The 24,187-nt window shown below is 40.2% G+C and carries 19 protein-coding genes and 1 pseudogene; 11 read left to right on the top strand and 9 right to left on the bottom strand.

The window, feature by feature from the left end; translation table 11 throughout:
- Positions 1 to 950: 950 nt before the first annotated feature.
- Positions 951 to 1,304 carry a hypothetical protein gene (locus O2Q26_RS04830; protein WP_289214817.1) on the top strand — a complete coding sequence of 118 codons (354 nt, stop codon included), beginning with the start codon at positions 951 to 953 and terminating at the stop codon, positions 1,302 to 1,304.
- A gap of 451 nt (positions 1,305 to 1,755) precedes the next feature.
- On the opposite strand, the gene O2Q26_RS04825 is transcribed toward O2Q26_RS04830, so the two are convergent.
- Together O2Q26_RS04825 and O2Q26_RS04820 are read right to left on the bottom strand one after the other, a co-directional pair.
- Positions 1,756 to 2,964 carry a M14 family zinc carboxypeptidase gene (locus tag O2Q26_RS04825; protein WP_289214816.1) on the bottom strand — a complete coding sequence of 403 codons (1,209 nt, stop codon included), beginning with the start codon at positions 2,962 to 2,964 and terminating at the stop codon, positions 1,756 to 1,758.
- A gap of 23 nt (positions 2,965 to 2,987) precedes the next feature.
- Positions 2,988 to 4,028, bottom strand: coding sequence for a M14 family metallopeptidase (locus tag O2Q26_RS04820; protein WP_289215304.1), 1,041 nt, complete (start codon positions 4,026 to 4,028; stop codon positions 2,988 to 2,990).
- 497 nt (positions 4,029 to 4,525) lie between these two features.
- On the opposite strand from O2Q26_RS04820, the gene O2Q26_RS04815 reads away from it, so the two are divergent.
- Positions 4,526 to 7,306, top strand: coding sequence for a gamma-glutamyltransferase (locus O2Q26_RS04815; protein ID WP_289214815.1), 2,781 nt, complete (start codon positions 4,526 to 4,528; stop codon positions 7,304 to 7,306).
- Positions 7,307 to 7,385: 79 nt separating this feature from the next.
- Here the strand turns inward: O2Q26_RS04815 and O2Q26_RS19030 are convergent, their stop codons facing one another.
- Positions 7,386 to 7,526, bottom strand: coding sequence for an IS3 family transposase (locus O2Q26_RS19030; protein ID WP_352232210.1), 141 nt, complete (start codon positions 7,524 to 7,526; stop codon positions 7,386 to 7,388).
- A gap of 575 nt (positions 7,527 to 8,101) precedes the next feature.
- Between O2Q26_RS19030 and O2Q26_RS04810 the strand changes: the two genes are divergently transcribed.
- Together O2Q26_RS04810 and ppdK are read left to right on the top strand one after the other, a co-directional pair.
- The gene (locus O2Q26_RS04810) at positions 8,102 to 8,920 is read left to right on the top strand and encodes a pyruvate, water dikinase regulatory protein (protein ID WP_289214814.1); all 819 of its coding nucleotides are present in this window, start codon (positions 8,102 to 8,104) and stop codon (positions 8,918 to 8,920) included.
- Positions 8,920 to 11,595 (top strand): pyruvate, phosphate dikinase, encoded by a 2,676-nt coding sequence (ppdK, locus tag O2Q26_RS04805; RefSeq protein WP_289214813.1) that lies wholly within the window; start codon positions 8,920 to 8,922, stop codon positions 11,593 to 11,595. The genes O2Q26_RS04810 and ppdK overlap by 1 nt, the downstream gene beginning before the upstream one ends.
- 240 nt (positions 11,596 to 11,835) lie before the next feature.
- Here ppdK and O2Q26_RS04800 read toward each other — a convergent pair whose 3' ends face one another.
- Together O2Q26_RS04800 and O2Q26_RS19025 are read right to left on the bottom strand one after the other, a co-directional pair.
- Positions 11,836 to 12,132: a hypothetical protein gene (locus O2Q26_RS04800; RefSeq protein WP_289214812.1), complete on the bottom strand. Its 297-nt coding sequence runs from the start codon at positions 12,130 to 12,132 to the stop codon at positions 11,836 to 11,838.
- A gap of 247 nt (positions 12,133 to 12,379) precedes the next feature.
- Entirely contained in the window at positions 12,380 to 12,553 is a 174-nt protein-coding gene (locus tag O2Q26_RS19025; protein WP_352232221.1) for an HYR domain-containing protein, read from the bottom strand.
- Positions 12,554 to 13,018: 465 nt separating this feature from the next.
- Here O2Q26_RS19025 and O2Q26_RS04795 point away from each other — a divergent pair, with 465 nt between their 5' ends.
- The 4 genes from O2Q26_RS04795 to O2Q26_RS04780 are packed head-to-tail and all read left to right on the top strand — an operon-like array spanning position 13,019 to position 16,375.
- Entirely contained in the window at positions 13,019 to 13,978 is a 960-nt protein-coding gene (locus O2Q26_RS04795; RefSeq protein ID WP_289214811.1) for an NAD-dependent epimerase/dehydratase family protein, read from the top strand.
- Positions 13,968 to 14,741 carry a GT-D fold domain-containing glycosyltransferase gene (locus O2Q26_RS04790; RefSeq protein WP_289214810.1) on the top strand — a complete coding sequence of 258 codons (774 nt, stop codon included), beginning with the start codon at positions 13,968 to 13,970 and terminating at the stop codon, positions 14,739 to 14,741. The genes O2Q26_RS04795 and O2Q26_RS04790 overlap by 11 nt, the downstream gene beginning before the upstream one ends.
- Before the next feature lie 33 nt (positions 14,742 to 14,774).
- Positions 14,775 to 15,551 (top strand): HipA family kinase, encoded by a 777-nt coding sequence (locus tag O2Q26_RS04785; protein ID WP_289214809.1) that lies wholly within the window; start codon positions 14,775 to 14,777, stop codon positions 15,549 to 15,551.
- 50 nt (positions 15,552 to 15,601) lie between these two features.
- Complete coding sequence (locus O2Q26_RS04780; RefSeq protein WP_289214808.1) at positions 15,602 to 16,375, top strand: HipA family kinase; 774 nt, start codon at positions 15,602 to 15,604, stop codon at positions 16,373 to 16,375.
- Between the two features lie 473 nt (positions 16,376 to 16,848).
- Here O2Q26_RS04780 and O2Q26_RS04775 read toward each other — a convergent pair whose 3' ends face one another.
- Complete coding sequence (locus tag O2Q26_RS04775; protein WP_289214807.1) at positions 16,849 to 17,097, bottom strand: hypothetical protein; 249 nt, start codon at positions 17,095 to 17,097, stop codon at positions 16,849 to 16,851.
- A 253-nt stretch (positions 17,098 to 17,350) separates the two neighbouring features.
- Here O2Q26_RS04775 and O2Q26_RS19020 point away from each other — a divergent pair.
- The 3 genes and pseudogenes from O2Q26_RS19020 to O2Q26_RS04760 all read left to right on the top strand — a co-directional run bounded on the left by O2Q26_RS19020 (position 17,351) and on the right by O2Q26_RS04760 (position 20,303).
- Positions 17,351 to 17,899 (top strand): annotated as a pseudogene (locus O2Q26_RS19020) (homoserine O-acetyltransferase/O-succinyltransferase family protein).
- A gap of 234 nt (positions 17,900 to 18,133) precedes the next feature.
- On the top strand, positions 18,134 to 19,603 hold the full coding sequence (locus O2Q26_RS04765; protein ID WP_289214806.1) for an alpha-amylase: 1,470 nt from the start codon (positions 18,134 to 18,136) through the stop codon (positions 19,601 to 19,603).
- 307 nt (positions 19,604 to 19,910) lie between these two features.
- The gene (locus O2Q26_RS04760; RefSeq protein ID WP_289214805.1) at positions 19,911 to 20,303 is read left to right on the top strand and encodes a DUF948 domain-containing protein; all 393 of its coding nucleotides are present in this window, start codon (positions 19,911 to 19,913) and stop codon (positions 20,301 to 20,303) included.
- Positions 20,304 to 20,874: 571 nt separating this feature from the next.
- Here the strand turns inward: O2Q26_RS04760 and O2Q26_RS04755 are convergent.
- The 3 genes from O2Q26_RS04755 to O2Q26_RS04745 form a co-directional block, all read right to left on the bottom strand.
- Positions 20,875 to 21,321, bottom strand: a complete 447-nt coding sequence (locus O2Q26_RS04755; protein ID WP_289214804.1) for a threonine/serine exporter family protein — start codon at positions 21,319 to 21,321, stop codon at positions 20,875 to 20,877.
- A gap of 18 nt (positions 21,322 to 21,339) precedes the next feature.
- Complete coding sequence (locus O2Q26_RS04750) at positions 21,340 to 22,044, bottom strand: threonine/serine exporter family protein (protein WP_289215303.1); 705 nt, start codon at positions 22,042 to 22,044, stop codon at positions 21,340 to 21,342.
- Between the two features lie 1,348 nt (positions 22,045 to 23,392).
- Positions 23,393 to 24,160 carry a DeoR/GlpR family DNA-binding transcription regulator gene (locus O2Q26_RS04745; RefSeq protein WP_289214803.1) on the bottom strand — a complete coding sequence of 256 codons (768 nt, stop codon included), beginning with the start codon at positions 24,158 to 24,160 and terminating at the stop codon, positions 23,393 to 23,395.
- Positions 24,161 to 24,187: the final 27 nt, after the last annotated feature.

Genomic DNA, 24,187 nt, shown 5'->3' with positions numbered 1-24,187 from the left:
TTTCTGTACTCTACATGTGATTCAACTTCAACATATGAAATAAGGGTTATCAATAGGGGATAGAAGTCGACTTCATTCAAAAAACCCGCGTCACTTCAAAAGTGATAAGGAGTTGCTTGTTTTGATGTAATTTTATCTACCTTAACTGGGTTTTAATTTTTTAAAAATTCATTTTGATACAGTCCCTAAAAAAATATCTATATATAAGCTGTTCATGAATTTGCTCAAATAGATAGAGTACATTATTATCTTAAATAATTGGCGGTAGCAGCTTGTGAGGTAAGGGATTAAAATACCTTTATCAATGACTCCTAAACACTTATGGTCGCGAGTATACATCTCTATCAGGGTAATACCCTCACTTATGATTTCATCATGAAACTCTTTTCCACCCATAGTTTCACTAACATTTTGAATATTGTTTCCTAGTTTACTAAATGTAGCTCTCTAAGACCGTCTGCATAAATAATCATAGATCTTTTCTCTGTAATAAATTCTATTCAGGTCACGCGGCCCCTCGTCTGACTCCCCCATCTCTTCTTTTAAAATGAAGAAGTGGTCATTAAAATTCATAAAAATTTGCCTCGGTACAATAACCTTCTCCATCAATGGGTTGAACGGATGATTGGTAAAGTGATGGAATAGCCATTAAAAGATACCCCAGACGTTAGCAACTACTTCTATCTTGTGAACCAAATATTTTAAAAATGCATTAGTCCAAACGTTTAAAGACCCATTTATTTATTTTGAAATCTAGGTGATGTTTTTGGTGACTGAATTATTTCTGGATACTGTTCATAAAGTATTAAAACTTATTGTGGTTTATAAATAGAGTTTAAGAACAATTTGACTATTTTTTAATATCGTCAACTAAATTTACAAGCTTCTCAAGAGTTTATAAACTTTTGAGAGGCTTTTCTTTATTCTTAAATATGAGCCGAGGAATTCAATTGTTACACCAAGCTCTTCTCCTACTAGGCGCTTGTACCAATACAAGCAATGAAGGTGAGGAGACAGATGAAAACCAAACTAGTGAGGAAAGCAGTCCCACTAACACAAGTGCTTCTTCTGATGCTGGCGCTGGGGATAAAGACAGTGTCACGCTTGAAGAGATGGATGATTTTCAGGTAGGAGATTCCCAGGATACTCAGTCTTTGATCCATTCTTTTATTCCTCATGAATCGAAAAATACGCCCGTGGTCATGGTTGCCGGTTTGGGACTCGTGGCCAACATTTACGAGAAAGCACTCCAGATCATCGTAATGGCCGGGCCTATGATTTTTCGCAAGCCGGCTATATTTTAGTTGTTCTAAAATTTGCTCCCGTAAATCTACAGGACATCCCATAATATCCCTTCCTCTTTTTTGTCCCAATATAGCATATGTACATCTTCTCTTTGTCGGATTTTCCTTCTCCACTTTCCCCAATCAGAAATTCGATCGCTACCAGGTCATTATTAACTACACCATGATCCGTGCGCTCCTCTAAGTATTCTTCAATCAAAGCGATCAACGTATTTAAAGTACACTACTCTTTCTTCTTCAGTAAACATCTCCAAACTATTAACCCTGGTGTAACAATTGTATCCTCCCGAATCATATTTAAGAATAATTTTCTAAAACCCAAACATATATTTTAGAGCCACTTTAACAGAGCCAAAATAAAAGAAAATCACAAAAAGAGTGCCCGCATCATTTCGATGCGGGCCACTTTCAGTTTAATTTACTAGGGTTTTCTTCCATCCCTTTTTTACTATTAAATTCCTGGTTGATAAGTTGTTTCCGGAATATCTTCATAGCGCTCTGGGTCAATCTCATTCACAGATCCGTCTGATACGCTCTCAATAATTGCTTGTAACCCTGTTTCTACGGCATTAACAAGCATTCCTTTTTTCTTTTGCCCCATGCTTTGTGTTTGTCCCGTAACTTCAAAAAGAACGGTTCCACTTCCGTTTAAAGCAAAAGAGCCAAGTGCAGTACCCGGCAAGTCCAAACCTTGACTGTACAATGTAATGTTGTCAAATGGGGAACTTCCCTTAGATTGAAGAGCATCATAAGCAGCCAAATTTAGCTGGCGTGAGAAGTCATAGTCATAGTTGTCTTCATACTCTTCATATTTAGCACCTGCTTCGCTTGATGGATCAGGAACGAATTGTCCAGACAGCGACAGTGTGACGGGTTCTGAAGTCCCTTCCACGTAATAAAGTCCCTGGTGATGTAAGTCTACAAACACGTCTACTTTACCGAATTCTTCTTCTAATCCTTTATATACATCGCGAACGGTTTGAGCTTCAGGTGTAATATACCATCCAGGTTCTGAAGAAGAACCTGGCACGTCTTCTGGATTAGGAGTGTAGTCTAGATCTGGATTAAAATCTCGGTTCACATCAAATCCAGGTTGAGAAGAATAGTCATCCCCTTGCAAAGTAGCTCCATTTTCCGAATAGTAGTGGTTCCACGTCGGACCACTGGCTGCCTCTAGTTGAGGGAAGTCCCGTAATACTTCATCCCACGACATGGCATTCCCACGGCGATCGAGTTCTGAAGCGTCTGGATTCATTTTAGGCAGCGTGACAAGTGTAACCTCTTCTAGCATGGCTTTTACATCAGGGGAACTGCTGGACCCTAAATGCTTAAGTATATTTAAAACCGCTTCCGTACCGGTTTTTTCATTGCCGTGAATTTCACTTTCGATTAAAATGACACGATCGCCGTTGCCGACGCGTGCTTGGTGAATATCTCGACCGTTGTTGGATTGACCTACAACTTCAACTTCTACACGACCTTGGCTTGATTGTTCAATCTTCTCAAGTTTTTTGCCAAGCTGTTCATAGTCCGTAAAACCAGAGCTGTTGTAATTTTGCTGCTCAGGCGTACCTGGATGGTTCCCTGCCGCATATGTTGGCAACGCTAAACTTGAACAAAGGGCTAGAGTACTGACAACAGTGAATAATTTTTTCTTCATGTTCTCCACTCATCAAATTGTTGTTATTCGCCATAACCACTTTCAGGAAGGTCATCCCAGAAGGACGTGTCTGCATCGTTAATAGAACCATCAGCTAGAGCTTCGAGTGTTGCTTCCATTGCAGTAACAGCTTGTTTAATCAGCTTCCCGTTGCTCTTTTGTCCCAGGACATAATCTTCGTTTTGGTGATCGGCCATTCCACGCATTTCAAACAATAACGTGGCGACATCATATTCTACTGCAAGACCGTTACGGCTGATCGTTTCTGCTGTTCCACCAGGATACTTAGAAAGTAAGCCATAGCCTTTATCACTTACAGCATTGTAAACAACAGAACCAAGCTGCTTCGAACGTTGAAGCACTTCATCATCTACATTCTCTGTTGTCGGATAAAGAATAGAACCGGACACAAGCTCATCTGAATCACCTAGTGTCGTTTGTGTACCCTGGTGGTGAAGATCAATCATGTAATCCGGGCTGTACTTTTGTAAAACATTCTCATGAAAGGCCTTCGTTTCAGGCTGTTCACGATCTATGTGGTCGCGATTTAAATCAACTCCGTTTGCGTTATAGCGCGTATGTGTACCTGATACATAATCATCTAAAGAGAAATTAACATCTCCTTCAGCCCCATCAACATTCAAGCGTGGAGCAATAAGAACATTCACGTTGTCTAGAATTTCTTGAGTTTTCTTACCGTTTGAAGTTAAATTCTGAATAAGTTTAAGAGCCCCTTCTGTCGTTAACGTCTCATTGCCGTGCTGCTGTGTAAGAAATAATACAGTAGGGTTATCTTCATCAGAAACGAATTTTGCTAAGTATAAGTCTCGTCCTTTCACAGACTCTCCGTAAGTTTCAAGCTCCATAGCTTCAGATTGACTGTCAGCCTTCTCTAATACTTTGACCATCTCTTCATAATTGTGAAGGCGTTCATTTTTTATCGTTTCATTACCTTCATAGTTTGGGCCGTTGGCACTGTTGTCACCTGCTAATACTGTTCCTGTTGCTGCTCCAGTAGCAAGTAAAGTACCTGCTAAAGCCATTGATAAGACTTTTTTCTTCATCAATCATCATCCTCCTTCAAAGTTTGTTGTCTATACCACTTCAATAGTGAACATTGGAATTCCTTTCATTTCGAGGAAAATAATAACTTGTAACTAGATAAGGGTAGGTGATTTGAAGTAGGGGATGAAAGTTTCGGGACCATAGTATGGGAGTTGGCGAGCTTAAAGTTGCTGGTGAGATGACATAAATAAAAGCCAATGTATTGAAGATCCACCTCTAAATTCGTCACGGTGTTAGTTTTTAAATATAAGAATTTTGCATTGTTCACTTCGTGGCGAGCAATCTTCGGTTTGGAAATACGCCATCCATAGTGATAGTGCCTGACACCGCGCGTTACTACTTTAGCAGGGATGGGTCAGGCTCCATATTAAAACGTTAAAATATTAAGACCTTTGTCTTATATAAGCTAAACAAATAAATATAACCTTTATTTTTCCAACTATTTCTATTACTATTATAAAATGTAAGAATATTAAGAAAAAAGGAGGGCGTTTTATTGAAGTATAAAAAATGGATATCATCCTCGGCCGCTATTCTTATGCTGAGTTCGGCTTTTGTTCTCCCCGGACATGGCCAGGCATCAGGGATGAAAGAGCAGGATTCTTCTGTGACTGGCTATGGAGGGGCGGTGGCCTCTGAGGACCCAGATGCATCGAATGCTGGTATGCAAATTCTTAAGCAAGGAGGAAATGCGGTTGATGCGGCAATAGCTGTTGCAGCCGCTCAAGGCGTGACCCGCCCGTTTTCAGGAGGAATCGGCGGGGGTGGAATGATGCTTATACATATGGAGGATGAAGAAAAACCAGTAGCAATCGACAGCCGCTCCATTTCCCCTCAGGCTTTTGATGAGACAGCTTATACAGATGAAGAGACAGGATTGATCGCTCCTTCAGCACAGCGTATCTCAAGTGGAGCCGCCTTTTCCATCCCCGGCACAGTGAAGAACTGGGAAGAAGCTTTAGATTCTTACGGGACGATGTCTCTAGAAGAAGTATTGGCCCCTGCTATCGAGGTCGCGGAAGAGGGATTTGAGGTCGATGCGAACTTCGTGAGAGAAGTAGAAGAAAACGTGGAAAGATTTCGGCTTTTCAATTCAACACGCGAACTATTTTTAGATGAAGAAGGCAACCCTCCTGAACCAGGAGATATCTTAAAAAATCAGGACCTTGCAAATACGTACCGTTCCATAGCCGAAGGGGGAAGCAGCGCCTTTTATGAAGGGAAAATAGCTGGTGAAATCATTGAAACTATTAACCAGCCCCCACTAGTAGAAAATCCTGACTTCTCAGATGTCAGTTCCCTTTGGAGAGATGAAACCATCATAGAAGGAAACATAACGCCTCAAGATCTTGCTGATTATGAAACTAGAACCTATGATGCAACACATTCCGAGTATAAAAAGTATGATATTTACGGGGTCCCGCCATCTTCAAGCGGCGGCATTACTATAGGAGAAACGTTTAACATTTTAGACCAGTACAAAATAAGTAAAATGTCTAAAACCCAAGCGTACCACTACTTTATGGAAGCAACGCGACTTGCCATTGCGGACCGCCGCGAATATATCGGAGATCCGGAGAAAGCCTATGTTCCAACCCAAGGATTGCTATCAAAAGGCTTTGCCCAAGAAAGAAACCAGCAAATTAAAGATGACCGAGCCGCACATGGTCAAATTGCGCCAGGAAATCCGTGGCCTTATGAAAAGAATCCGAATCTGAAACCCGACAAACCTGTACAAGAAACGGATTTCTCATATGATTTCAATGGAAACGACGGAGAAATTTGGAGCAAAGAAAAGTTTCACCGGCTGGATACCGGTCCACTAAGCAGTCCAGATGATGCTTCCCTTGTCCTGGAGAATAACACAGGAAAGCTTTCTCTCAACCAGAAAAAAGAAGGCAGGGGCAGTGCGTACGGCCGTGCTACCGCAAACATGGATACATTTAAAAATCCAGAACTCAAGATGTCCTTTCGAGCTTCAAACGTAGGCAATGATCAGCGGCTTAGAATATGGCTTCAGGGAGATGTTTGGAGATCAGGCAGTTCTATTCCTGAAAATGGGTATGGATTAGAAATTAACACGGAAACAGAAGAAGCTGTTTTGCTCCGCTCAAAGGATTCAAGATTCTCTACTTTAAAACGTTTGGATTTTCCTCTTACAACAGAGTGGCATAATGTGCGTTTTGTAGAAGAGGACAATAACCTAAAAGTAGGAATTTGGGAAGAAGGCGAAGAAGAACCAGATGAATGGCTTGCTGTTCACCCATTGAGTGAAGAAGATCAACTTTCTTATTCGGAAGGAAAACTCTTGCTGAGCGGCATCAATTTCGAATCCAATTCCGATATTGACTTCTTTATGGATAACATCCATGTACAGGAATGGGAAAACAAAGAGGAACCTGCAGAGCCAGCAGAAGCGAATATCCAAATGTTTAACTCTTCCCCGAATCCATCGACTACTATTGAGGAAGAAGAAGAAATAATTAAAGAGGAACAAAAACGATTAGAAGATCAAACTGAACAAAAATTAGAAGCAGATGAATCCACTATCCATGCTTCTGTATCGGACCGAGATGGAAATATTGCAAGCTATACGACGACGATTGTCTCCATTGGTGGAAATGGGATGGTTGTTCCAGATCATGGTTTCTTATTAAATAATGCCTTGTACGGACGTACACCGTCCGAAGATCCTTCCCATCCCAACTATCCTAGACCGGGCATGCGCTCGTTAAGCAGTATGTCCCCTACTTTAGTTATGGAAAAAGGAAAGCCAGTCCTGACCCTGGGAGCTCCTGGCAGTGATACTATTCTCACGACAGTATCACAGATTATGATGAGCCATCTAGATTTCAATATGTCCCTGCCAGAAGCGTTTGCAGAACCAAGAGTCAGCCAGAGAAATAATTTTGACAGCAGAGCTGATTATGAAGTGAATTATTGGAACGAAGAATTCGAAAACATGAAGGATGAATGGGAAGAAATAGGCCACCGTTTCTCTCCTGCAACAGCGGTTCAAGGAATTGGTGCAGCGACCGGCATAGAATTCCACAAAAATGGTAAGGTCACTCCAACCGCAGAAGCTATACGGCGAGGCGGTGGAAGTGCTATTGTAGAATCAGATAAGCCTATAAAAGGCGGCAATAAACCAGTCAATGGCCCACCTGATGATGTGCCTGGTAAAGGGCGAGACGGTAAACCAGGTCAGGGACCTCCAGATGAGACTCCTGGCAACGGCTCACCTGATGATGTTCGGGCGAAAAATAATAGTAAGTAAAAGAGAAACCGGTGTATCAATTTAAGGTACAGCCTAAGTTGAACTATAACCCTAAGAATGGACAGTATAATAATAAGCGCTAAGCTGGTAAGAGATGACCTCGGTATTGAGCCGAGGTCATTTTTTGTAAGTACCACTGATACCGATGGTTGTTGTAATACTCCATATATGCTTCAATCGCTTGCTTGACTTCAAATTTAGATGAGTAACTTGAAGTCAATTCCGTCTTTCATGTGTCCAAAGAAAGATTCCAGCGGGACATTGTCCCAACAGTTCCCCTCGCCGAGACATCGACTGACCCAATCCCAGGCCCTCAATTTATTTTGGAAATACGGGCGGGTGTAATGCACGCTCTGGTCCGATTGTATCAAACAATCTGTATGTGAGAGGAAATACTCCCTTTCCAATAACTTATCAAGCGTTGTGTACACGATATCCATCTTCAAAGAAGTTGAGAGATAATAAGCCGGGATTTCTCGGGTCGCTCCATTTTTGATCGCGGAAAGATAAGCTTTCTGTCCCGTCACATAATAGATATAAGACAATTGAATGTTCAATCTTCAGAAAAATTTCTCAAATAAAAACTATCTTTCTGTTGTAACAAATCTCAAACAATGATACTATACTATTCATCTAAATAGTGTGTCACAATAACATAAAATTATTTAATAGTATGACACATTAATAGATACTTCCATAGAGGGAGGGAAGTAAAAAGAAATATATGGGTTCTATACTTACACAGGCCTTTTCATTCGGCTGATTCTATTACTTTTACAATTAAGGAGATTGATAGTGACTAAAAAAGAAACGGTTTTCGTCGTGTCAGATTCGATCGGGGAAACAGCTGAACTCATGGTAAAGGCTGTCGCAAGCCAATTTTTTGGACAGGAAGTCGAAATTAAGCACTTTTCTTATGTCGAGAACAAACAGGATATTAATAATGTCATTACTAATTCGAAGTATAGTCCTTCCATCATCGCTTACACCATTGTCCTCCAAGATTTAAAGCACCACCTGGACCACAGAGCTGAAGAAGAAGGAATTTTGGCTGTCGATTTAATGTACCCTCTGATGGATGCGTTCACGCAAACATTCAATATGCAGCCCAATCGACAACCTGGGCAGATGAGAAAGTTGGATGAAAACTATTTTAAAAGAGTGGAAGCGATTGAGTTTGCTGTGAAATATGATGACGGGCAGGAGATTCGTGGGTTAAAACAAGCAGATATCGTCCTCATTGGAGTGTCTAGAACATCAAAAACCCCACTTTCTATGTACTTAGCCAATAAACAATTTAAAGTAGCCAATGTACCTCTCATCCCAGAGCTCCCACCTCCTCAAAAACTTTTTACCATTCCAAGAAGAAAGTGCGTTGGACTAATCATTTCACCTGAAAAGTTAAATGAAATTCGCAAAGAACGACTAAAAAGTATGGGATTAACAAACTCAGCAAATTATGCATCATTAGATAGGATCTTTGAAGAATTAGCTTGTGCAGAAGACATTATGAAAAAAATCGGCTGTCCAACCATCGATGTTTCTAATAAGGCAATTGAAGAAACGGCTGATCTTATTTTAGCCATGTTTAATAAAAGGGGGAGCTTTGCATAATGGATAACCAATTTGTATTCATGTTTGATCAATCTCAAAACGGCACAAAAGAACTCCTTGGAGGAAAAGGCGCTAATTTAGCTGAAATGACCCGAATCGGGTTACCCGTTCCTTACGGTTTTACAATTACAACAACATCTTGTAATGCCTATTACGATGCAGGACAGATGATCTCGCCAGAAGTCGAATACCAAGTATTAGAAGCCCTTCACACCCTTGAAACCAAAACAGGCAAACGATTAGGGGATCCAACTAATCCGCTTCTTGTTTCTGTCCGTTCAGGTGCCGTACATTCGATGCCTGGAATGATGGATACTGTTTTGAACCTTGGCATGAATGATATGACGGTAAAAGGAATGGCAGAACTTACAAACAACCCCCGGTTTGCTTATGATTCCTACCGCAGGTTCATTCAAATGTTTAGTAATGTCGTATTGGATGTAGATAACTACTTTTTCGAAAATCGGTTAGAAGATATCCGTGAAGAAAAGGGATACCATTCCGATACAGAACTATTAGCAGAGGATTGGAAACAGGTCATTGAAGAGTTCAAATCCCTTGTGGCTAAACACGCGAAACGTAGCTTTCCTCAAGATCCAAAAGAACAACTTTTCCTTACCATCAATGCCGTATTTGACTCGTGGAATAACCAGCGTGCGATTTTATACCGCCGCCTTCACGATATCCCTGGACACCTTGGTACAGCAGTCAACATTCAAAGTATGGTATTTGGAAATATGGGGGATGATTCTGGGACGGGAGTGGCTTTTACCCGCAATCCATCCACTGGTGAGTCTAAGCTTTATGGAGAATATTTGATCAATGCTCAAGGGGAAGACGTTGTGGCGGGTATCCGTACACCTCAGTCGATTGCCAGCCTTCAAGAGGAAATGCCAGATGTCTATCAGCAATTCGTTGATACTTGCAAGCTGTTAGAGAACCATTATAGGGATATGCAGGATATTGAATTTACCGTTGAACGCGGGAATCTGTTTATCCTCCAAACACGGACAGGTAAACGAACCGCCCAGGCAGCCATTCGAATCGCGGTTGAAATGGTAAAAGAAAAGATTATGGATCAACGGGAAGCCCTTCTACGTGTGGATCCAGATCAACTTGATCAGCTGCTCCACCACCGGATCGACCCTGGACATAAAAGAGAACAACTAGCTGCTGGCTTACCCGCTTCCCCTGGAGCCGCCACAGGCCAAGTCGTCTTTAATCCGGATGAAGCCGAAAAACTTTCAAAGGATGGAAAGAAGGTTATCTTAGTCAGAACTGAGACTACACCTGATGATATCCACGGAATTGTGGCTGCCCAGGCTACAGTTACGAGTCGCGGCGGCATGACAAGCCATGCCGCCGTTGTAGCCAGAGGAATGGGAAAAGCTTGTATATGCGGCTGCGACTCCATAAAGATTCACTTAGAGTCGAGACAATTTATCGCAGGGTCTACGACTGTGAACCACGGGGATACGATTACGATTGATGGTTCAACAGGAGAAATCTTCCTGGGCGAAATTCCAATGATCGAACCCGAGCTTTCCGATGAATTCCAGGTCCTGCTTCGCTGGTGGGACGAAGAAGCAAAAATGGGCGTGAGAGCAAACGCCGATAATCCAGTCGATGCTGAGAAAGCCCTGGAATTTGGAGCAGGAGGCATTGGACTTTGTCGTACAGAGCATATGTTTATGGATGCCTCACGCATTCCTACGGTACAAAGCATGATTCTTTCTGAAACGAAAGAGGAACGGAAAGACGCTCTCGATCTACTCCTGCCTATGCAGCAGCAGGATTTTGAGCAAATATTTGAAACGATGCAAGGACATCCGATTACCGTTCGCTTATTAGATCCGCCTCTCCATGAGTTTTTGCCGGACAAAGAAGAACTGCTCGTTGAGGTGACAAAGCTGCAACTGACCGACCCTTATTCATCCGATCTGCAAGAAAAGCAAAACCTCTTACGAAAAGTAAAGCTATTAGAAGAATCCAACCCTATGTTAGGACATCGCGGCTGCCGCTTAGGTATGCTGCATCCTGAAATTTACGAAATGCAAGTCATGGCCATTTTTAAAGCAATGGCCAATGTGATGGACAAAGGAATAAACGTTACATCCGAAATCATGATTCCTTTGGTCAGCCATGTGAATGAACTCAAGAAGATGCGCCAACTGGTAACTACGATTGGTGACCAAATTCAGGGAGAAACAGGTAAGGCATTCGACTACTTGATTGGAACGATGATTGAAACACCGCGCGCAGCGCTGACAGCCGATCAAATTGCCGAAGAGGCAGACTTCTTCTCTTTTGGAACCAATGATCTAACTCAGACGACGTTTGGATTCAGCCGAGACGACGCAGAAGGCAAGTTTCTCCAGCATTATGTAGAAAGTGATATATTAAAAAGAAATCCATTTGTTTCGTTAGACCAAGAAGGTGTAGGGAAGCTTGTAGAGAGCGGTGTTGAACTGGGGCGTAAAACAAAGCCCACCTTAAAAACAGGGATTTGTGGCGAGCATGGTGGTGAAAAAGAATCGATCCAGTTCTGCTTTGATTTAGGCATGGATTATGTAAGCTGCTCTCCTTTTCGTGTTCCTTCCGCACGACTGGCAGCAGCCCAGGCTACCATATGTCATGAGCAAAAGAAATGTCTAAAAGATCCTCAACACAATTAAAAAGAAGTTATATTAAGCTAGAAGCTAAAAAAATGAGAAAGAAACTCTTACCTACTCCTCGGAGTGATTTATAGAGTTTCTTTCTTATATGTATTAAATTCGCAAAACCCAAATGAGGATTTCATTCTGTCTAGCCACAGAAGATGGATTGAATCAGGTAGGAATTACCGAATAATAATTGAATGAAAAATAAAAAAAGGCAGCGGTTTATAGAACCTCTACCTTCATTGTGCATCAAGCTTATGAAGTTGTAACCTTACGTTTCTCTCGAATTACGGCATTAATCGCTTTACGATTTTTCCAGACAAACTTACTCGCTTCCTCCCGCTTCAATACACGCTCACCTTCGTCACAATAATCGATGCCTCGGCCGTGCGCCGTGATCAAACCATCACGATAAACCATCAGTGTCCAGTCTCCGCTCCGTTCCTTGTCCGAAAACACCAGATAGTGCTTGGCACCCTTCTCATCGTACTGCGCAAAATCACAAAATGACGACCACAACTCTTCAATATCCCGTTTAGTTTTAATAGTCATCTTACTCCATCCCTTAATTTTCATTTCTTTCATTATATCATACGACATTTTCATTTCACTTCTATCTACAAAACACTTTACTAAGCTACAGAATTAGACGAAAAACACCTGAGGTCAGAAGCCTATAGTTTTTCTCCTAATTAAATCTTGAGTAGGAGTTAAGGAAATTCAGCAACGATTAGGTCATGGAGATATAAACACAACCCTGTATGGGAAAACCGCGCTCTCCCCGCATTCCCCCGGATCATTATCTTGAACGATATCCCCCGGGCAGGCAGGATACTAGGGGGGCTTCCGTGTCATTAACCGTTACGGTAAAGCTGCAAGGAAGACTCTCATTCCCAAAGATATCCCTGGCTATGCATTCCACTTCTGTCATTCCGATCTCAAAAAAGCTGCCGGACGAAGGCGTACAGATCACTGACTCTACTGCACAATTACCCACGCCACGGCTTCCGGCAAAGGGTTTTACTCTTGTCGATCTTCCGTAAATCAAAAGGCTGGTTAATAGACTATTAAACCGTTAACTTGGATAGCAAAACCTATGAATTACTGAGAGTTTCCTCATAGAGAATCGCTTGCTCTCAATAAATATGCATTGCTTTAACTAGCTTTATAACTAACTGAGAGGATATAGCACCTTTGAACTTTTTTTGTTTCCAATGCTCATAGGATGGGTTAGTGCCTCTTCTATTAGAACTTCAACAATTCCCCTTACTCTTCTCTTCCGAAAAAACGTACATTACACATACGACATTAATCTACCTATAGTTGAAACTGTTTTTAAGCAATTAGATAAAATAGTTACTTATATCATTTAACTATCTAGTCTTCGCCCTAACTAAATCTTTATGCACACATAACATATAGGAAATAAGACAAAGGGGTGAAAGAATTATTGAAAGTTTTAGTTACGGGCGGAGCTGGATTTATCGGTTCCCATGTTACAGATCTCCTTCTTGATCAAGGATATGAGGTAATAGTTATTGATAATTTAATCTCTGGCAAGCTGAAAAACCTCCATAGGGATGTTGTTTTTTATCAAACTGACATCCTTTCTCAAGAAACTGAGCAGATCATAAAAAAAGAAAAACCCGACTATTTAGTTCATACCGCAGCTCAAATAAGTGTAGCGAAATCAATTGAATCTCCAATAAACGATGCCAACATCAATATTATAGGAACAATGAAATTACTAGACTATGCAAATAAATATGGCATAAAGAAAGTCATCTTTTCTTCTTCGTGCGCTGTCTACGGCGAAACGGGAGACATCAATATCCCAATCAATCACAAGTTAGCTCCTCTATCATTTTATGGAGCAAGCAAGCTTACCTCTGAAATGTATATCCAGCTTTACTGCAAGTTTTATCATCTTCCATACACCATTCTCAGATATTCAAATGTTTATGGGCCGAGGCAGAGCTCCCAGGGAGAAGGAGGGGTTGTTACCATCTTCACCAATTGCTACCTTTCCCAAAAGAGACCAATCATTTACGGTGATGGTGAACAGACTAGGGATTTTATTTTTGTTAAGGATGTGGCCATGGCAAATTTGGCAGCGCTGCAAACAAGAAATAGCGTAAATAGCAGGATTTTTAATATTGGTACGGGAGATAAAACATCAATCAATAAATTAACTGAATCGTTAAGTAAGCATTTTCCCGACAAACTCACACCACAATACTCTCCAGCACTAGATGGAGATATCCGATTCAGCTGTCTTGATATCGAGGATACAATTAAGAATTTAAACTGGAGACCATCCTGGAGCTTGAAGCAAGGCTTAGAAGAAACACTCACCTATTATCAAAATGAAATGAGGGGGAATAAAGATGGAAAATAGCAAAATGATCGGCAGCAGTAAGTTAATGAATAAAATACTGAAGGCTTTGAAACAAAAAAGCCCACTTTCTGTTATCTCTGTTGGTGCCACAGAATCCTTTGTGATGGCACAGTATACCGTCTTTTCAGAAGAGGAATTCATGAACCATCCAGAAGCACATGTCGCCAACCAAGGTAAACAAAGCGGGTTTGAACATAGAGGAATCCGATTTCCCAACATCCAAACACGTGATGAGGTAGTTGAAGCCGTCCGTAAGGCGGATATCGTCGGCTATAATACACTGGTTAAAACAATGGATGGAGGACTATTAACGGAAAAAGTTTTGGAAGCCTATAACATTGAGCCAAAGTATATCTTTGAAGCAAACCTTAGAAGAGTTCTCATGTTCTCCCAACGTGAAAAGTTTGAAAAGATGCTGAAAAACAAGAAAATTCTACTCATTAGCTCAATCGCTGATAAAGCTAAGGAAGGACTCGAATCCACTTATAAAGATAAGTTGAATTTTGATGTAGTGGGCACAATCAGCATTTACGAATATGAGGACATCCCAAGAGTAAAGGAAGAAATTGCAAATTATGATTTTGACCTCTGCCTGATTGCAGCAGGAACGAATGCTTTAATTTTAGCTACACATATTGCTGAAAAATACGGCAAAGTGGCAATAGACCTGGGTTCAGGAATGAACAGCCTCTATACAGGAGAAATAGTTACCGACGAATGGCTGACAGATATTATTGGAATTGACAAAATTATGCGGATGTGATGAAAGCAGCTCTCAAACTAAGGAGGTGAAGAAATGCTAAAAGCCGTTAAATACGTGGGAGCTATGAGTAAAGGGAAAACTAGGCCGCAGCTTTTTGAATGTGACGATGGCCAACAATATGTTGTAAAATTCATGTCCAATCCGATTAGTCCTAATGCCAACAAACTTCTCGTCCACGAAATTATCGCAAACCGCCTGGCTCAACGTCTCTCCCTTCCCATCGCCAAAGGAGAAGTAATTTACTTTTCAAAAGAAGTTATTGAAAACTCTCCTCAAATAAGTGAATTCAAAGTGAAGCCCGGCCCCCATTTTGGTACTATTTTTTATAAAAATAAAGCCCGGCCCACCAATATGGACCGCATTAAAAAATGCAAGAATCTACAGGAGATGGCTGGGGTGATGGTTTTTGATCATTGGGTGCACAACCGGGATCGTTCAAATAATCTTTGGAACTTAATTATTGATGAAGGAGAAGACGAAAACAAACTCTATATGATTGATCACGCAGGATGCTTTTACAGTTCAAGGAGGAGCAAAGAGAAGCTGAGGGACCGTGCTCCTTCTATTAACTTCCATTGGGGGAAAACATACAAAAATTTCAGGCCCCTTTTAACTCAAAAAACGTTGTTCAAACACTATGTTGAGAAAATTGAACAATTTCCAGATGCTGAAATCAAGGATATTGTCTTTTCCACACCCGGAGAATGGGAGCCTGACCCTGTTGAACTTGAGGCCATCTATGAATATTTAACATTTCGGAAAGCGAAGGTAAAAGAGATCACAGATAACCTATTGGACGAAAAGTTTTAATACCAATACCTTAATCTTAAGTACTCGCTCCCCATAATGGAGGTGAACCAATGAAAAAAGCTGTTGAATATATTGGAGCGTTAAAGCGTGGGGAAACAAAGCCACATTTATTTAAGTGCGAGGACGGAGAGACCTATGTCGTTAAACTCATGTCCAATCCTGTAGGAAAAAAGATTCTCGCCCACGAGCATATTGCGAATGGGCTGGCCAACTACCTGAGCCTTCCAGTTGCTCAAGGGGAATCGATCTTTCTATCTGAGGAGCTAATTAAGCAACTACCGGAAAGCGAATTTTCGAAAACTCAACCTGGTCCCCACTTTGGCTGTCTTTATTATAAGAACGCGGTACGCCCCACAACTGAGAATCGAATTCAAAAATGCATGAACCTGCATCAAATGGCAGGTATTATCGTTTTCGATCACTGGGTACGTAACCGGGACCGCTGCTCAAATTACTTCAACTTAATTATAGACGAAGGAGAAGAACAAAATAAAATTTATATGATTGATCAAGCAGGATGTTTCTTCAGTTCTATCCGAAGCAGCAAGCGTTTAAAGAATACTGCCGATTATATGGATGTTTTTTGGGGAGATCTTTATAAAGAGTTCAAGCCTTACTTGAAGGAAAAAGAATTATTTTACTATTATATAAGCGCTATTGAACAATTTCCCGATGATGAAATCAAAGCAATAGTCCACTCCACTCCCCCAGAGTGGGAAAGTGACCCTGAAGAATTGGAAGCACTGGCAGCTTACCTTATCCAGCGAAAAGAAAAGCTGGGAGTGACGATTAAAAAACTTCTGAATAACCACATAAAGATATAAAAAAGCAACTCTTCACTGTTCAAATAAAGATTTTCTAAACTTATTCCTGCAATCGGAAAAGAAAAGCATTTAGCAAAACGTTATCGACTTTTATAACAAATAAATCAAGAACACCAGGGCCTCCCTGGTGCATGCTTGGTTCATAAGCATGCCTTGGCACACTCAAAGCAACAACTACTACTATCGTTGCTGCTTTGATCTATCTTTTACTTGCTTTAGTTTTAAACATTCTAAATTAAGTTGTGAGAGCTGAGATTCACGACGAGCACGTTTAAGACCATATTTCATGCGTTCTTTTATTTAAATTTAAATATGGAGAATCCAGATTTACTTAAAGCCTGATTCCTCAGGCTTTTTTCGATTTAACGAAAATCAAAAATTTCGGTAAATATATGTAGTGTTAAGATTGAATTACTAGAGTTGCGAAGAACCTCAAAAACCCCCTCCTGTTCTTAAATCTGTCTATACCAGCATTAATCCACCAATGAAGTGGTGGACTTCCAGAACTTAAAATCCAAATTAATATATTGGTTATATCTATTTTTCTCAAAGTTTTTTCTGTAAGCAGTGATTTTGTAGAAATAGTTGGAAGTCTGAAGTATCTTTTTGGCGTCATTTTTTGTGATAAGGTCAAACCTTACATTTTTCCGTTCTAAATGTTCAATCATTTGGTTGAAACTAAGCTTACTCTTTAAAGCTTTACTTGTACTTTGATCTTCCAAGCTTCTCTCTCCTTTTGTATGGCATCCTACTTATATACTATCTAATAAAAGGTATTTTTGAAGAATTTAAAATTATAATTGTATCATCATAGTATGTAAACAAAGAGAAAGCCTCTCAATAGCTTAGTTATCTATTTGAGAGGCTTTCTTAATATGACCTTGATTTTGATGAAATCCAGTCAAAATCCAGTCAATATTCATTTATAGGGTTTCAAATCCTTGTGTAGCAAAAGGTTTGAGGACATCTTACATCATGCCGCCGATCTTACCTGATATTACCTACAATAAGAAGAAGCACTTTTATTTCCTATCGGTCACCTTTCGGACACTGAAAAGACACTTAAATATAAATGACAATGGAGAAATAATTCAAAAATATTGGGAACTCTCTCTTACAAGTGGACATTACGCTTTTGAAAACCGCAACTTTCCAATCATTGAGCACTTCCAGTTTGAAAAAATCCAATATTGGGAAGAGATGATTATGGATTGGGCAGAGAAAAATGTAACCTCTGTCCTTCATATATGCTAGGGTGCTCAATCGGCACTTTATCATCATTATGGTACCGATAGATTTGCTCTTCAGGAAAAATATTCAAGTACTTTTCACCATAGAACCTTCAATAGTCACGGAGACATTAAGCTCTTGCAAGGATTTGACGATGAGTTTATCGCTTCCCCCTCACGACATACATATGGCTCAGCAGAGTTAGAGCTGTTAGCTACTTCAGTAGAGGCAGGCCGATTTCTCATGATGTCCAAGGTTGGTAAACACATTGTAGGTGCTGGACATTTTGAATAGGATACGGAGATCCCTTAAGGAAATATATGAGCGCGATTTAGACAGAGGGTTAAGTGTAAAATTTACCCGCGCATTATTTTCCAAATAATTTCCCTCAAGAACTCCCATTGAATCGGTGGCATTTCTTACGCTCATTTATTATTTTCAAATTGTCCCAATTATTATGAGTATAAGGAAACGCCATATAAGTGGAAATGAGAGAGAGACAGAAATTAGTGAAATGAGGAAGATACTATGGAGCGTAATCACACGATGATGCAATTTTTTGAATGGCACTTGGCAAACGACGGTGACCACTGGAATCGTCTAGCGCTGCTAGCAGGTGAAATAAAAGAGCATGGCATCGATGCTTTATGGATCCCACCCGCAACAAAGGGTATAAGCCAGGAAGATAATGGCTACGGAATATATGATGGTTACGACTTAGGCGAGTTTGATCAAAAGGGTACAGTTCGTACGAAATACGGAACGAAGCAAGAACTCTTAGAAGGCATAGCCGCTTGTAAAAATGTAGGAATTCAAGTTTACTCAGATGTGGTCATGAATCATAAAGCCGGTGCCGATGATACGGAGCGCTTTGAAGTGATTGAAGTAGATCCTAATGATCGATATAGAGTTGTCTCTGAGCCCTTTGAAATCGATGGATGGACAAAGTTTTCATTCCCTGCACGAAATGAGAAACATTCCTCCTTTAAATGGTCCCATTACCATTTTAACGGAACGGACTATGATGCCAACAAAGATAGAATTGGTATTTATCAAATATTGGGAGACAATAAACGCTGGAATAGACATGTTGATCATGAATTTGGAAACTATGATTATCTCATGTTCGCTAACATTGATTACCACCATCCAGCCGTACAAGCAGAAATGCTTCACTGGGGTGAATGGTTTATTAACACAACCACATGCGACGGTCTTCGGCTAGATGCGATTAAACATATTAATCATAAATTCATCTCTGTTTTTGTTCATGCCATGCGTTTGAAATTTGGAAAAGATTTTTATTTTGTCGGTGAGTTTTGGAAGTCAGACCTAGAAGCATGTCAAAACTTCTTAAACTATGTAGATTACGACATTGATTTATTTGATGTAAGTCTTCATTATCACTTTCACGAGGCTTCACTGGCTGGTCGAAATTATGATTTAAGTAAAATTTTTGAAGACACCCTTGTTGGGACTCATCCAACGAACGCAGTGACATTTGTTGATAATCATGATTCGCAGCCTCAAGAAGCCTTGGAGTCCTGGGTGGAAGACTGGTTCAAACCTTTGGCATATGCCCTCATCCTCCTTCGTAAAGATGGTTATCCATGCGTATTTTACGGAGACTATATTGGTATAAATGGTGAAAATCCGATCCAAGGTAAAAAAGATATGATTGATCCGATCTTAGATGCAAGATATCATTACGCATACGGTGACCAAAAAGACTATTTTGATCATGGAAATACGATTGGCTGGGTACGAAAAGGCGTCTCGGACTTTCCAGGATCAGGGTGTGCCGTAGTCATGAGTAATGGTGATGATGGAAAAAAACGCATGTATGTCGGAAAAAAACTCGCTGGACAAATCTGGATAGACCTGACAGGTAACCATCCCTCACGCGTAAAAATTACAAAGGACGGCTTCGGGCAGTTCCGTGTAAAAAGTGGCACCGTCTCTATATACGTTAAAGAGAATGCATTAGAAGAACAATAGCGTTAACGCGCCTTATCCACGTCCCAAGCATCGATTAGTCTCTTGGGGCGTCTTTTTTCTATGTGCATTGTGCTTCACTTAAATGGCACAAAACTTCTACTTCTACTTCTTTTTCTTTTTCTTTTTCATAAGCAAAATTATCGATAACAGTTCGTTTAAGTCTACAGATGAACGCTTCAAATGAAATTGTAATGTTATTCCAAGATTAGATAGTACCTTCCACTTTTTCATACGAACAACTGTTGTAATAAGGAATGTCCGAGCCTCCACCCTCCTAGACTGAGAGAGGAGAAGGGAGGTGGTCTCAATGATTGAATGGAGTGTTGGCATTGCAGCTGTTGCATTTGTTTTTCTCGTCGTTTTTTTGATTTTGACATTACGAAAACTAATGGCAACACTGGCAGAAACAAAGGAGACGCTGTCAGACGCCAGGAAATCTGTAAACAGCATTTCATATGAGGCAGAGGAGCTAATACATGAAGCCAACAAAATTTCAGTTGATGTAAAAGGAAAAATGGAGTCTGTTGATCCATTAGTTGAGTCCGTTCGTGATATGGGGGAGGTGCTGCACAATGCAACAAGTTCAATGAAACGAACTGATTTGGAAAAAGAAAATCGAAAAACCATTCATTCAAAGGAGACAGATGGTACGCAGAATAAACAGGAGATCCATCCGGTTCGAATTAAAATGAATGAGTAGAAAGTCCCCACTTTGATAAAACATTAATGCAATGCTGTAAGTCCTGGCACTTTTCCACATTTAAAAACTAAAAAAGGTGTCAGAACCCTCTTAACTATAGGGTCTGACACCTTTTTTAGTTCCATTATAGGTTTCACATTACTCTTCAAGCTCAACTACTCGCGCAATTTTACCGCCTCAAGTGTTACACTTTCCTACTTTTTATTTTTCACTAACCTTGAGACACACTCCATATATCCGGAGTGTATGTGGATGTCATCTATTTAAAGAAAAGCCTCTCAAAAGTTTATGAACTTTTGAGAGGCCTGTCGACTCAGCTAACGATGTTGTAACCAGTCAAATTGTTCTCAATCCCTATGTAGACAGAATTTTGGGCGTTATCAAACCATGCCGCCCATTCACTCAGCTATTTTATAGGACAATAATAAGACCTGCAAAACCTAATTATACTATGGTTTCCATCGCAAAGTTAATTTATAAAATACAATAACTTTTAATACTTTATGAACTGTATCCAGTCATAATCCAGTGGATTATAAAGAAAAACAAAAGCGCAAGTGAGGCTCACCCATTACCTCAATTGCGCTTTTGTTTTTCTCATCTTTTTTATAATCTGGTTAAGCACTTCCGAGAACACGAGCCCAAATGCAATAGCACCAGATATCATAAAAGCTTTCGCTGCAATAGAGATAGCGACGCTGTAGTCATTTTGTACAAAGTTTCGCATGGCGTCATACGCGAGACTTCCTGGTACGAGAGGAATAATCCCTGGCACGCTAAATATAATCATAGGCGTTTTGTATACCTTTGCCAGCGTCTGGCTGACCAGGGCAATAACAAAGGAGGCGATGAGTGTAGCCGGGACACTGTCGACTTCTTTCCATACTAAGGATACGTAAATCATCCAACCAACCATGCCGACGAGACCACATTTGATGATCGCATTTCTTGGCGCCTGATAGATGATTCCAAAGGCAGCTGATGCAAAAAAGCTTGCTATGGCATATTCAATCAACATAGTCATCCCTCACGATCTCTAAAATAGTGCAAACATAACAGCAATACCCGCACCAATTGCAAAAGCCGTTAAAAAGGCCTCCGCCCCCTTGGCGAGCCCTGAGATAAGATGACCTGCCATCAAATCCCTTACAGCGTTGGTGATGAGCAGGCCAGGGACCAACGGCATGATAGAACCAACAACTACCTTATCAACTTCCTTCCCGATACCTAATGAAAAAAGGGAAAAGGCTGTAAAACCGATCAACAACGAAGCAATGAATTCAGCAACAAATTTAATTTCAAATAATCGAATAAAGTTCATTAATGCAATAAACCCTAGCCCTCCTGCTACGCAGGCTGGTAGGAAATCGTACCAACTCCCCTGAAACATGAGAGTAAAGAAACCACTCGCTAACGTGGCAGCGATGATTTGTATGAGCATGGAATAGTCTGTAGGACTGGTTTCAATCTTTCTAAGCTCTTTATACGCTACCTGAGTAGACAAGTCTCCACTTGCAATCTTTCTGGAGACATTATTCGCGAGATTTACTTTTTCGAGGTTTGTCTCTCGTGCCGAAACTCTTACTAATTTTGCAGGGGCACCAGGGCTAATCGTAAACATAATCCCAGTAGGTGTTACATAACTTTGGGATTCAGCCCGTCCAAAAGATTGGGCAATCCGCGTCATCGTATCTTCCACACGATAGGTTTCCGCTCCATTTTGTTGCATTATCTTCCCCATTAATAAACATAACTCAATTAAGTCCTCTGTACTCTCCACTCGGTCACCTCAATTCGAATTACAGTATGTTTAATCCATTCATATACTAAAAGCTTAAAACCCTTTTTAAAATTTCCACAATCTCGAAACTTCTCCACTTTCTTTTGCACGACTGGCCGGATCTAAGCTCCATATTTGTTCTTAAAGGCTTCCCAATGTTGATGTTAATCAATATTCGTCTCCATACAAGTACAATACCACATCATCAAGGGCTGTAGTATTGTCAAAAGTTATACATTCTTTACTTTGAACAAAAACTAATAAAAGAACTATCAGGTAAAGAGGGGTGAATTAGTCCCTTTCTACACCTGGGTTTCTTGAATGTGTAAACCATTCGGCTATGGGGACTTTAGATATTAATAATATCTGCTATTTTTCTGTTGGCGTTCGGAACCGTTGCAGGTGCAATCGTTCACTCGGTTTACGATGGCCAGATGCCCGAAATAAAGTAGAGGGAATTAAAAAACAAATCCTTTTGGAAAAAGTTATTTGGATTGTAACGAAGTTAAATACAGCTCCTATGAAAAGGATTTGTTACTTAGATAGTTTTAATAAATCCCCACGAAATATTAGCTCTCATATGGGGCCTTTATGCCTCTGAAATCTATACCAAGCAATTGAGAAACTACATTTTCCTTAATGAAACCTTCTTCAACCAAATAATTTAAAAATGCCCTGATTCGTTGTAATTTTGTATTTATCGCTGCAGCATTATTACCATAGTTTTGCCACTCTCTTAGAAATGTTTTTACAAGGCTAGAATTTACGGTCTTCTAAAAAACCTTAAATGCAAATTTTAAAAGCAAAAAAGGACTACCTCCTTTATTTAGGAAGTAGTCCTTTAATTACTAACTATTTATACATTACTTGAAGAGTTTCCAGAGACTTTTTTGTGTGTTTCAAACTTTTTATAGAAAAATCCAGTCAAAACTTATTTGTAATGCGGAAAAAACCCTATTACATAAGTGGTTTGAGCGTTATCACATCATGCCGCCCATACACTGTGTGAATTAAATACTTACTAACATAAATTAATAACCCCTATACAATCGACTTTTTAACTTGCTATTATTATCTTGAAGTTAAATAAGATATCATTATTTATGAACAAGATCCAGTCAAAATCCAGTCACAAATATAGCTTTTAGAGCACGCGATGAACAGCTTAGAAAGCTGTGGTAGTTACCCTAATTAGGTAGTACTTAATTGCTTAAAATCCTGTTAAATGAACATTTTCAGGGATTAATACAAATAAAGATTAAAAAAACGGCAAATTACCTTACTTTTGATTTCTTTTTGTGCTTTTTTGCTATGAAGTTTCAACCCGGATAACATTCATAGAGAATTCCGATAATCGCTGTACTATTTCATTATCCGTTCTTTGATCAGAAACAATATGATCAATCAAGTCCAACTCTGCAAACCTAGAAAATGCCTGTACTCCAAATTTGCTGTAGTCCACCATTACATAGTTGATATCCGCACTGTCCAACATCTTCCGCTTGATCCTAGCCTGCTGTTCATTAGACTCACTTAATCCACGATTTAAATGTATCCCTTTGCAGGAAATAAAAGCTTTATTCACGTGATAATCCTCCAAGGAAGATTCAGCGAGCGGCCCTAAATAGGACATGGACCTCGGATGGAGAATACCTCCTGTAGAAACAACGGTGATCTCTTTCTTTTCACTTAATTCAATCGCCACTTTAATGGAATTGGTCACAACGGTAATCGACTCATTCGGCAGCGCTTTAGCCATATAAAAAGCAGTCGTACTGGCATCCAAAATAATACTATCGCCTTCTATCACATGTTTGACGGCTTCAAGAGCTATTTCTTTTTTCTCCTGAACGTTAGTAATTTCCCTCTTTGAATAAGGAATTTCTTCAGAACTTTGATGAATCTTCACCGCTCCGCCATGACTTCTTCGTAGTTTCTTTTCCTTCTCAAGCCTCTCTAAATCACGGCGAATTGTTTCTTCTGTTACAGAAAACAATTTGCTTAATTCGGACACACGCAAGCTGGTTTTTTTATTAACGAGTTCGACAATTCTCTGTTGTCTTTCTGCCACAAGCATTACGACCTCAACCTCTCTTTCACGACT

Origin of the sequence: Halobacillus campisalis (assembly GCF_030345335.1) — a bacterium.
Taxonomy (GTDB): domain Bacteria; phylum Bacillota; class Bacilli; order Bacillales; family Halobacillaceae; genus Halobacillus_A; species Halobacillus_A campisalis.
Note: the sequence above shows the minus strand (reverse complement) of the source record. Positions and strands in the feature narration are given on the sequence as shown.

Bases quoted from the DNA above. Each gene is read 5' to 3' on its own strand.
- O2Q26_RS04825 (WP_289214816.1), bottom strand. From the start codon at position 2,964: ATGAAGAAAAAATTATTCACTGTTGTCAGTACTCTAGCCCTTTGTTCA.
- O2Q26_RS04820 (WP_289215304.1), bottom strand. From the start codon at position 4,028: ATGAAGAAAAAAGTCTTATCAATGGCTTTAGCAGGTACTTTACTTGCT.
- ppdK (WP_289214813.1), top strand. From the start codon at position 8,920: ATGGATAACCAATTTGTATTCATGTTTGATCAATCTCAAAACGGCACA.
- O2Q26_RS04800 (WP_289214812.1), bottom strand. From the start codon at position 12,132: ATGACTATTAAAACTAAACGGGATATTGAAGAGTTGTGGTCGTCATTT.
- O2Q26_RS04790 (WP_289214810.1), top strand. From the start codon at position 13,968: ATGGAAAATAGCAAAATGATCGGCAGCAGTAAGTTAATGAATAAAATA.
- O2Q26_RS04785 (WP_289214809.1), top strand. From the start codon at position 14,775: ATGCTAAAAGCCGTTAAATACGTGGGAGCTATGAGTAAAGGGAAAACT.
- O2Q26_RS04780 (WP_289214808.1), top strand. From the start codon at position 15,602: ATGAAAAAAGCTGTTGAATATATTGGAGCGTTAAAGCGTGGGGAAACA.
- O2Q26_RS04765 (WP_289214806.1), top strand. From the start codon at position 18,134: ATGGAGCGTAATCACACGATGATGCAATTTTTTGAATGGCACTTGGCA.
- O2Q26_RS04760 (WP_289214805.1), top strand. From the start codon at position 19,911: ATGATTGAATGGAGTGTTGGCATTGCAGCTGTTGCATTTGTTTTTCTC.
- O2Q26_RS04755 (WP_289214804.1), bottom strand. From the start codon at position 21,321: ATGTTGATTGAATATGCCATAGCAAGCTTTTTTGCATCAGCTGCCTTT.
- O2Q26_RS04750 (WP_289215303.1), bottom strand. From the start codon at position 22,044: ATGGGGAAGATAATGCAACAAAATGGAGCGGAAACCTATCGTGTGGAA.
- O2Q26_RS04745 (WP_289214803.1), bottom strand. From the start codon at position 24,160: ATGCTTGTGGCAGAAAGACAACAGAGAATTGTCGAACTCGTTAATAAA.